The sequence below is a fragment of the Aeromonas sp. ZOR0002 genome (assembly GCF_963866995.1).
In the GTDB taxonomy this organism is placed as follows: domain Bacteria; phylum Pseudomonadota; class Gammaproteobacteria; order Enterobacterales; family Aeromonadaceae; genus Aeromonas; species Aeromonas caviae.
Map to the genome: position 1 here is coordinate 1 of NZ_CAWMFQ010000114.1, position 9759 is coordinate 9759.

A 9759-nucleotide genomic window follows, 5' to 3' on the forward strand; every position below is an offset into this window, starting at 1 on the left:
TTGCATGAGGCGCTGGGGCGCCCCATGCAACACGTAATTGGGGCATAGCCTTTTCTCTCCCTTCCACGGGCGAGTGCCAACTCTAATTTCGTCAAAAAAACAGTGGGTTATTAGATGAAATTCAGTCTTTGGAGTATAGTTTCGTTCAAGTCACCTTGATAAGATGGTCGGCTTGAAAAAAGATATACTTATCAATAACTCTTTGCAGTTTGTATACCGGGCGGTGTCTCTTCGAACCGGGTGGCATATTTCTTGGCAACATCAGGTGCTTGGTATGTCCCCTCCGTTTCCGGCATGAAAATCTGTAAGGGAGGCGAGACATGCAGTGTCCCGGCTCTGTGCGCTAATCGGGTTGTGGGTCTGGGTGGCGAGGTCTGTTCTGTTTTTCCGGATCGCCGCCGGGCTTTGGATATTCGGCCCCGAGACAACCTTCTGAATCATGTTTGATGGGATGCTATGCAAGCAGAAACCAGCCATATAGATGAACTGTTGGAGTGCCTGGTCTTTTTGACCCGCTTTTACGGGGTGCCCAACAGTCAGGATGCTCTCACCACCGGCTTGCCACTGGTCTCCGGGCGTCTCAGCACGGCGCTCTTCAGTCGTGCCGCCGAGCGGGGCGGTCTCTCTGCCCGCGAAGTGATCCAGCCCCTTGAACAGATCTCCTCCCTGCTGCTGCCCTGCGTCTTGCAGACGCGCAATGGCGGCGCCTGCATCTTGCTTGAATGGAATGAAGAACGGACCCAGGCGAGGGTCATCTTTCCCCAGGCCGGAGACGCGGCCCAATGGGTCAGTCTTGCCCAGCTGGGTGACGAGTACAATGGTCGTCTGTTCTACGTCAAGCGGCAGTTCAAGTTTGATGAGCGCTCGCCCAAAGTGCTGGAGACCCGTGATGGTCACTGGTTCTGGAGCACCTTGTTCGAGTCCCGCGGTATCTATCGGGATGTGCTGGTGGCCTCGATCCTCATCAACCTGTTTGCCATCGCCAGCCCCCTGTTCACCATGAACGTCTATGACAAGATTGTGCCCAACCTGGCATTCGACTCCCTCTGGGTGCTGGCGGTTGGAGCCATGGTGGTGTTCACCTTCGACTTCGTGATGCGCCAGCTGCGCAGCTACTTCATCGATATTGCAGGCAAGAAATCCGACGTGCTGTTGTCGGCCAAAATCTTTGCCAAGGTGATGGGCATGAAGATGGAGTCCAGGCCTGCGTCGACCGGTGCCTTTGCCAAGCACTTGCAGGAGTTTGAATCGGTGCGCGAGTTTTTCACGTCGGCCACCGTCTCCACCCTGATCGATCTGCCGTTTGCCATCTTCTTCCTCTTCATCATCTGGATTTTCGCCGGTGTCATGGTGGTGGTGCCCATCATCGCCATCCTGATCCTGGTGGCCTACAGCTTCTACATTCAGGCACCGCTGAAGCAATCCATCGAGGAGGGCTCCCGGCTCGCCTCCCAGAAGAACGCCAATCTGATCGAAAGCATCTCGGGCCTTGAGACCGTGAAGATTTTCGGGGCCGAGAGCATGTTCCAGCACCGCTGGGAGCAGGCGGTGTCCCACATCTCGACCTGGGGCGTGCAGACCCGGCGCATCACCAACTCCATGTCTTCTCTGGCGAGCTACATCCAGCAGGTGGTGACAGTGGGACTGGTGATCGTCGGTGTTTACCAGATCTCGGAAGGGTTGGTGACCATGGGGGGCATGATAGCGGCCGTGATGCTGTCGAGCCGGGCCATCGCCCCCATGGTGCAGCTCTCGGTACTCTCCACCCGCTACAACCAGGCCAAGTCGGCGCTCGAGATCCTGGAGAAGATCATGATGACGCCGGGTGAGCAGGAGGAGGGTAGGCAGTACATCCATCATCCGGTCATCCAGGGGCGCATCGAGTTTGAAAATGTCTCCTTCAAGTATCCGGGCATGGAGAGCAGTACCCTGCACAACATCAACCTGCGCATCGAGCCGGGTGAGAAGGTGGCCATCATCGGACGCATCGGTGCGGGTAAAACCACGCTGGAGAAATTGCTGATGGGCCTCTATCGCCCGACTGACGGCCTGGTGCGTCTGGACGGCTTTGAGCTGGACCAACTGCCGCCGACCATCATTCGCCGCAACATCGGCTGTGTGCCGCAAGATGTGACCCTCTTCTTTGGTTCAGTGCGGGACAACATCATGCTGGGCAATCCCCTGGTGGACGATGCCCGTGTCTTGCGCGCCGCCAAGCGGGCCGGGGTCACCAACTTTACCAACCGGGATCCCAACGGTCTCGACAGACAGATTGGCGAAGGGGGACGTCAGCTCTCCGGTGGCCAGCGTCAGTCCATCCTGCTGGCTCGCGCCCTGCTCAACGATCCCCCCATTCTGGTGATGGACGAGCCGACCTCCAACATGGACAACCAGTCAGAGATGCACGTGAAGCAGGAGCTGGCGCGGCTCGGCCCCGAAACCACCCTTATCCTCATCACCCACAAGACCTCCATGCTGGATGTCGCTTCCCGGGTCATCGTCGTGGAGCAGGGGAAGATAGTGGCGGATGGTCCCAAAGAGGTGGTGTTGCAGCAATTGAAGGAAGGCAAGGTGCGGGTGCAGGAGACGGCGAATGGCTAACCACTGGTTCAAGAAAACGCCCTCAGATACGGTCTTGCCGGCTCCCGAACATCTCGAGTACGTGGATGACGGCGCCGCCGCCGTGCTGCTGACGACACCCACCCGTGCAAGAGTCCTGCTCTGGGCCTGTTTCCTGTTTTTTGTCAGCGCCATCGTCTGGGCGGCCTGGGCCGAGCTGGATGAAGTGACAGTCGGCCAGGGCAAGGTGATACCGTCGCGCCAATTGCAGGTGATCCAGAACCTGGAAGGGGGGATCGTCAAGGAGATCTTCGTCAAGGAGGGGGACATCGTCGAGAAGGGACAGCCACTGCTGCGCATCGACGATACCCGCTTCAAGTCGGATTTTCGCGAACGGGAGCAGGAGCTGGTCACCCTCAAGGGGGATATCGCCCGCCTGCGCGCCGAAATTCGCAGCGTGGTGGTCAAGAACGAGCCCAATCTGGGCTGGCGTGAACAGGTAGCCATCGACAAACAGGCCATCGAGTTCCCCGAAGGGTACGAGAATGTATTTGCCGAATATGCCGCCCGTGAAAGATCGGTGCAGGAGGCGCGGTTAAACAACCTCAAGAACCAGCTCTACATTCTGGGACAGCAGATCGAGCAGAAAGAGCAGGAGACCATAGAGCTCAATGCCAAGATCCGGACCGTGGGCCGCAGCGTTGATCTGGCTCGTCAGGAGCTGAACATCAGCCGTCCTCTCGCAAAAGAGGGTATAGTTCCTCAAGTGGAGCTAATTAAACTGGAGCGGCAGGTCAACGAAATGCAAGGGGAGCTGGAGGCGAACCGCCTGCTGGTGCCCAAGCTCAACTCGGTACTGCGGGAGACCATCTCGAAGCGAAATGATATCGCCCTGAAATTCCGGGCGGACTCCCAGACCGAGCTGAACGAACGTCAAGGCAAGTTGAGCCAGTTGTCAGAGGGCCAGGTCGGCCTCAGGGACAGAGTCGATCGTACCAGTGTGATCGCGCCTCTCAAGGGGACCATCAAGAAGCTCAAGATTAATACGCTGGGTGGGGTCGTTCAGCCGGGCATGGACCTGATGGAGATAGTGCCGCTGGAAGACACCCTGCTGGTTGAAGCCAAGGTGTCGCCCAAGGACATCGCGTTCCTCAGACCCGGACTGGAGGCCGTGGTCAAGATAACTGCCTATGATTTCACTATTTATGGAGGTTTACATGGCAAGGTTGAACAGATAAGTGCCGACTCAATCCAGGATGAGGAGGGCAACTCCTTCTATCTGGTGCGAGTACGAACCGAGAAGAGTTATCTGGGCGATGAGCTTAACGCACTTCCCATCATCCCCGGTATGTTAGCCAGTGCAGATATTATTACTGGTAAAAAAAGTGTCCTAGACTACTTGCTGAAACCCATCTTGAGGGCTAAGCAGTCGGCACTGAGAGAACGATAAGCCAACAATCTAAAAACAACATGACTGGAGATACCATGAAGAAGACGATTGTTGCCATGCTGGTTAGTGGCACCATACTGTTCCCGGGCCTGAGCCAGGCACAGACGCTGGAACAGTCAGTGGCGCAGTCACTGGCTACCCATCCGAAAATCAAGGAAGCTTTTGATCTCTATCAGGCACGACTGTATCAGCATGATGGAGCCAAGGGCGGCTATTACCCCACCATTGATCTGCGTGGTGGCGTCGGTTACGAGAAGACTGACAGTCCCTCGACCCGTGCCGCAGGTCCCAATTCACAGACGATCGATGACTCCATGACGCGCAAGGAGGCCGGGATCAGCCTTCGCCAGATGCTGTTTGACGGCTTTGATGTCAGCAGCAACGTGGCACGGACCGATGCCGCCGCCCAGGCCCAGCGCCTGGCGATGATCTCCGAGGCGGAGAACACGGCCCTGCGCGTGGCCGAGGTCTACCTCAACATGCTGCGTCAGCAGGAGATCCTGGAGCTGTCCAAGCAGAACCTTGAAACCCACGAACAGATCCGCAGTGACATCCAGAAACGGACCGACTCCGGTCTGGGGTCGACCGCTGACCAGACCCAGATCGACGGTCGTGTGGCTCGGGCGTACTCCAACCAGGCGGCGGCGGAGAACAACTATCGGGATGCCGAGAGCGAGTTCATCCGTGTCGTCAATGAAGTGCCCAAGGATCTCGTTCAGCCAGTACCGAACACCCAACTCCTGCCCGCAACACTGGAAGATGCGCTGAAGACGGCAACAGAGGTTCACCCGACCCTGCTGTCATCCCTGCAGGACATCGAAGAGGCGAAGTATCAGCATGAAGGCTCCAAGTCCGGGTTCTACCCGAACGTAGCCTTTGAAGTGGATCAGAACTGGAACGAGGACATCGATGCGGTCAAAGGCCGTAACGACGATCTCACCGCCATGGTCCGGATGCGTTACAACCTGTTCCGCGGTGGGTCCGATCTGGCAGAAAGCAAGGCAACCTCAGCCCTCTATTCCCAGGCCAAAGACATTCACATGAATGCCTTCCGTCAGGTGGAAGAGGGGACCCGCCTCGCCTGGAACGCCAAAGAGTCGCTGGCCAAGCAAAAAGTCTTCCTCAAAGAGCACGTGGACGCCAGCTATGACACCGTACAGGCCTACAAGAAGCAATTCGGCCTGGGCCAACGGACCTTGCTGGACGTGCTGAACACGGAGAACGAACTGTTCGAGGCTCGCCGCAGCTACATCACGGCCGAGTACGACTCCCTGTTGGCAGATTATCGTATCCTCAATGCCACCGGTGGTCTGCTCAATGCCCTGAATGTGCAGCAACCGGCTGAATGGCAGGCCAACAACAACTGATGGCCCTGCCACTGATGTCATATCAGGCAAGGGGAATGGCTGCAGCGTGCTGCAGTCATTCTTTTATGCGTCCGGCGGTCAGGGGATGATGGCGGCGTCATGACACAGAAAGAAGTGGCATCGACAGGCAGCAGCCGACGTGATGGGTATCGAGCTGTCGCAGGTGCACGTGCGCCCTGGCGGGTTCGCCTGCTGTGGCTGGCCCTGCTGGCGATCCCCCTGCTGCTCAGCGCCAGCCAGCCTCTCTCACCGGAGGATATGAAACTGGTCAAGCGCGCGGAGGAGACCTATGGCCCCAGGGCCGGCAAACGGGTCACCAACTGGCGCACTTTGGCAATGCAGAACAAGGCGGCGGGGCTGACGGATCGGCAGAAGCTGGAGAAGGTGAACCAGTTCTTCAACCAGATGCGTTTCATCGATGACATCAAGTTGTGGCACAAGAAGGATTATTGGGCGACACCGCTGGAATTTCTGGGCGCAGCGGGAGGAGATTGTGAAGACTTCAGCATTTCCAAGTATTTTACCTTGCTGGAACTTGGCATCCCTGATGAAAAAATGCGAATGGTATATGTCAAGGCATTGGATTATAACCAGTTTCATATGGTCGTTGCCTACTATGAGACGCCTGCGGCAGTACCCCTGATTCTGGACAATCTTGTCGGCTCAATTCGCCCGGCGACCCAACGGGCGGATTTGTTGCCAATTTACAGTTTTAACGGTAGTCACTTGTGGCTGATGAAAGCGCGTGGTCAAGGGGAACTGGCCGGGCAATCATCCCGCTTGGGATTATGGACAGACTTACGCAATCGCATGACATCGGGGCGATTGGCTCGGCCTGCGGTCAATTTGGATGATTAACCTATGACGCTCTACAGACAACTATTGGCAACCATGCTGCTGCTGTTCGGATTGCTGTTTGCCGCCACCTACTGGGTGCAATTCAATTCGACCCGCAACTACCTGGCGCAGCAGCAGGAGACCACCGTCATCAATACGTCCACCGCACTGGGTCTGGCGCTGACCCCCTATCTGGAGAACGGCGACAAGGTCAGTGCCGAATCCGTGATCAAGGCGGTGTTCGACGGGGGTTACTACAAGCTGGTTCGTCTCGATCTGCTGGCCTCCAAGGATGTCATCGAGCTGGAGAACAGCAGCCATATCGAAGGGGTCCCACAGTGGTTCATTGGGCTGGATCTGTTCCCTGAAGTGGCCAATGAATCGATTTTGACGTCGGGTTGGCTACAACTGGGCAAGCTGAAGGTCGTCGGCCACCCTGGACAAGCCTACTACGAGCTTTGGAAAGGAATGAGCGAACTGGCCACCTGGTTCCTGGTCGGCTTTCTCGTCACCACTCTCTTGCTGATGCGGGCGCTCAATTATCTGCTCAAACCGCTCAAGCTGATTTGCGATCAGGCGGTTGAAATCGAGCTGCACCATTTCGGCCACGCCATTCCCGAGCCCAAGACCCGCGAGCTGCGGCAAGTGGTACAGGCCATCAATACCCTTTCCAGCAAGCTTGCCGTGCAGTTCAAAGAGCAGGCCGACGAGGCCGAGAATCTGCGAGCCCGCGTCTATGTGGATGCCGTCTCCGGGCTTGGCAACCGCTCTTACTTCGTCGGGCAGGTCAATGCCTGGATTGCGGAGGCCGGGCAGGGCGGGGTCATGCTGGTGGCCGTCGACATGCTGGACGATCTCTATCGGGAAGAGGGCTTTGCTGCAAGGGACAACATGGTCAAGTCCATTGCACAGGTGCTCAGGGAACTGCTGGATGGCTGGGATGGCGCGGCACTGGCCCGGATCTCGGCGACGGAGTATGCCTTGCTCTGCCCCACCGATGATCTCTCTCAGCTCAAGGAGCTGGCGGAGCTCATCAACAGCCGTATCGCCGATCTGGTTGTCAATCCCATGGGAGAAAGCGGTGCGCTGTCCGTCGTCGGCATCGCCGGCCGTGATGGCAATGACGATCTCTCGGCCCTGCTGACGAAGGCGGATAACGCCCTTGGCAAAGCGCGCAATGAGCGGCGCGGTGCCGTCGTGATGGAAGGCGGCAATGAGCAGGGACTGATGGGACGCCTTGCCTGGCGAGACCTGGTGCAGGATGCCATTGCCAGACATCTCTGGCGCTTCAAGGCACAGCCTGCATGTCGCTTCGATGATGGTACCCGCCTGCATGCCGAGTTGTTCGCGGCCATCTCGCGAGATGGAACGGATTACTTCGCAGGGCAGTTCTTGCCTGCGATCGAGCAGTTCAAGATGGGGGCCGAGTTTGACAAGGCGGTGCTGGAAGCCTGCGTCCCCTTGTTCAAGCAGCAACCGGAATTGGTGTTGGCAGTCAATATCACGGCGGGTTCTCTCTGTTCGGATGAGTTCCTGACATGGCTCAGAGGCTATCTGTCGCTGAACGTGGAGCTGAAGGAGCGACTGCTGTTCGAGATCCCGGAAGCGGCCATCATGAAACACAAAGAGTATGTGACTCATCTGGTTGAGCTGTTGCGAGAGCACGGCTTCTTGTGGGGGGTCGATCACTATGGCCGGCACTTCCAGTCCCTCGGCTATCTGGAAGAGCTGACCCCCGCTTATGTCAAGGTGGACCACGGGTATACCAGCCAGGTCATGGAACCAGGCGCCGATACCTCCTTCCTGGCGGCTGTCTGTCGGGCTGCCCACAACGCGGGTGTCACGACCATCGCCACCCGGGTGGAAGATAAACGGCAGGTTGAATTGTTGTCCAGTTTGCATATCGATGGTTATCAGGGGTTCGTTCACCCAGCATTTCCACTGGCATAAGCGGTACAACTTGATAGAAAGGGGCCCATTAAGGGCCCTTTTTTATATCTGTTTAGAATATGTACATCATTTTTACGCGACATATAGGTAATATCACTAAAACTCGCGCTGTTACTTATTTGATTTTTATATGTAAAAAATATTCGTTCGATTCGCTGCATCGGATGAAGTCAAAGAGACTCAACCCTGTACATTTTTGCAACGGAAGCAGGACGGGGGCGTATCTAGAGTGTAGGCATCAAGATCTGTCACCCTGGAGCAATGGATATGCGCACCCAAATCATCGACAAAACCGTGGTCGTCTCTTCCGTAGAAGGCAACGTTCAGATCCTGCTTGCCGATGGCAGCAGTCGTCCTCTCCAGCCTGGCGAGATACTGCAGCCTGGCGCCAGACTCAATATCGCTGATGATGCCAAATTGATGCTGGCTCCCTACGATGACAAACCTGCAGCGGACAATGGTGTTCCGGCAGGGGCAGAGATGCCTCCAGAGGGGCAATCTTCCTCATCGGTTGCCAATCATCAGCAAGGCTCGCCTGAAGTGTCGCCAGAAATTGCGGCGTTGCAACAATCCATCCTGCAAGGGGTTGACCCGACCAAGAACTTCGAAGCCGCTGCTGCCGGTGGGGCACCTGCCGCCGGTGGTGGTGGCGGTATCGGCGGGGTCGCTGGGGCCAGTGGCAATGGTGGTTTTGTTGTCATAGACCGCATCGGAGATGCGACCATAGCCGAGGCCGGATTTGATACCGGCTATGACACGTTGATCGATCAGAATGTGCTGCAGGAAGACGATCTTCTGCCCGAGAATCAGCTCGATGATCAGGATGAGTCTGTTGTCACCCAGGAAGATCAGGCCATCAGTGGCAATGTGCTCGACAACAGCAACAATCCGGATGGTCCCCTTGATACGTCTGTCATTTCCTATAGCTGGGGCAGCAATCAGGGAATTGCTGCCGGCGTTGAGAGCACGCTGGATGGGATTGGTACGCTGATCATCAATGCCGACGGCTCCTATACCTTTACCCCTGCGCTGAACTACACAGGCCCTGTACCTGCGGTCAATTACACCGTAACGGATGGGGATGATACCAACGACTCCACTCTGACCATCACCATCACCCCTGTAGATGAGCCTGTCTCGCTGAATGGATTGCAGGTCGAGGGTGGTGAGCTTGTCCTTGATGAAGCCGCATTGCCGGATGGCTCAGCCCCCGATGGCGCCGCCTTGACCAAGAGCAGTACCTTTACATTCAATGCGGCAGATGGAGTACAAAGCCTGACGCTGGGAGGTGTGACGCTGATCAGCAATGGCCAGGTCTTGACCACCTTCCCCCAGGGGATCCCCAGTCCTTTGGGAAATCAACTGCTGGTGACCGGCGTCAGCTACAACCCGGTGACAGGGGTTGGCAGCGTGACCTACAGCTACACCCTGAACGATAACGAAGCACATAACAAACCTGCAAATGATGGGGCTCTGACGGAGAGCTTCAACGTCGTGTTGACGGACCTCGATGGCGACACGACCAGTGCAGGGCTGGATGTCGTGGTGCTGGATGACGTGCCGACGGCGGTGAGCGACGTCAACCTGACGGCGGCG

General features: G+C 56.9%; 6 protein-coding genes. All 6 read left to right on the forward strand.

Features of this window, described 5'->3' with window-relative positions:
* Positions 1-456: 456 nt before the first annotated feature.
* A complete protein-coding gene (locus AACR77_RS06505) occupies positions 457-2601 on the forward strand; it encodes a type I secretion system permease/ATPase (protein ID WP_039040368.1) in 2145 nt (714 codons plus the stop codon).
* The gene (locus AACR77_RS06510) at positions 2594-4009 is read left to right on the forward strand and encodes an HlyD family type I secretion periplasmic adaptor subunit (protein WP_010675165.1); all 1416 of its coding nucleotides are present in this window, start codon (positions 2594-2596) and stop codon (positions 4007-4009) included. The genes AACR77_RS06505 and AACR77_RS06510 overlap by 8 nt, the downstream gene beginning before the upstream one ends.
* A 35-nt stretch (positions 4010-4044) precedes the next feature.
* Positions 4045-5376, forward strand: coding sequence for a TolC family outer membrane protein (locus AACR77_RS06515; RefSeq protein ID WP_010675164.1), 1332 nt, complete (start codon positions 4045-4047; stop codon positions 5374-5376).
* A 99-nt stretch (positions 5377-5475) separates the two neighbouring features.
* Positions 5476-6234 carry a transglutaminase-like cysteine peptidase gene (locus tag AACR77_RS06520; RefSeq protein ID WP_231563068.1) on the forward strand — a complete coding sequence of 253 codons (759 nt, stop codon included), beginning with the start codon at positions 5476-5478 and terminating at the stop codon, positions 6232-6234.
* Positions 6235-6237: 3 nt separating this feature from the next.
* Entirely contained in the window at positions 6238-8163 is a 1926-nt protein-coding gene (locus tag AACR77_RS06525; RefSeq protein WP_042864042.1) for an EAL domain-containing protein, read from the forward strand.
* A 267-nt stretch (positions 8164-8430) separates the two neighbouring features.
* Positions 8431-9759: retention module-containing protein (locus AACR77_RS06530; RefSeq protein ID WP_231563070.1), on the forward strand; the 1329-nt coding region annotated here is incomplete at its 3' end.

Coding starts and splice junctions, on each gene's coding strand:
- AACR77_RS06505 (WP_039040368.1), top strand. CDS start 457: ATGCAAGCAGAAACCAGCCATATAGATGAACTGTTGGAGTGCCTGGTC.
- AACR77_RS06510 (WP_010675165.1), top strand. CDS start 2,594: ATGGCTAACCACTGGTTCAAGAAAACGCCCTCAGATACGGTCTTGCCG.
- AACR77_RS06515 (WP_010675164.1), top strand. CDS start 4,045: ATGAAGAAGACGATTGTTGCCATGCTGGTTAGTGGCACCATACTGTTC.
- AACR77_RS06520 (WP_231563068.1), top strand. CDS start 5,476: ATGACACAGAAAGAAGTGGCATCGACAGGCAGCAGCCGACGTGATGGG.
- AACR77_RS06525 (WP_042864042.1), top strand. CDS start 6,238: ATGACGCTCTACAGACAACTATTGGCAACCATGCTGCTGCTGTTCGGA.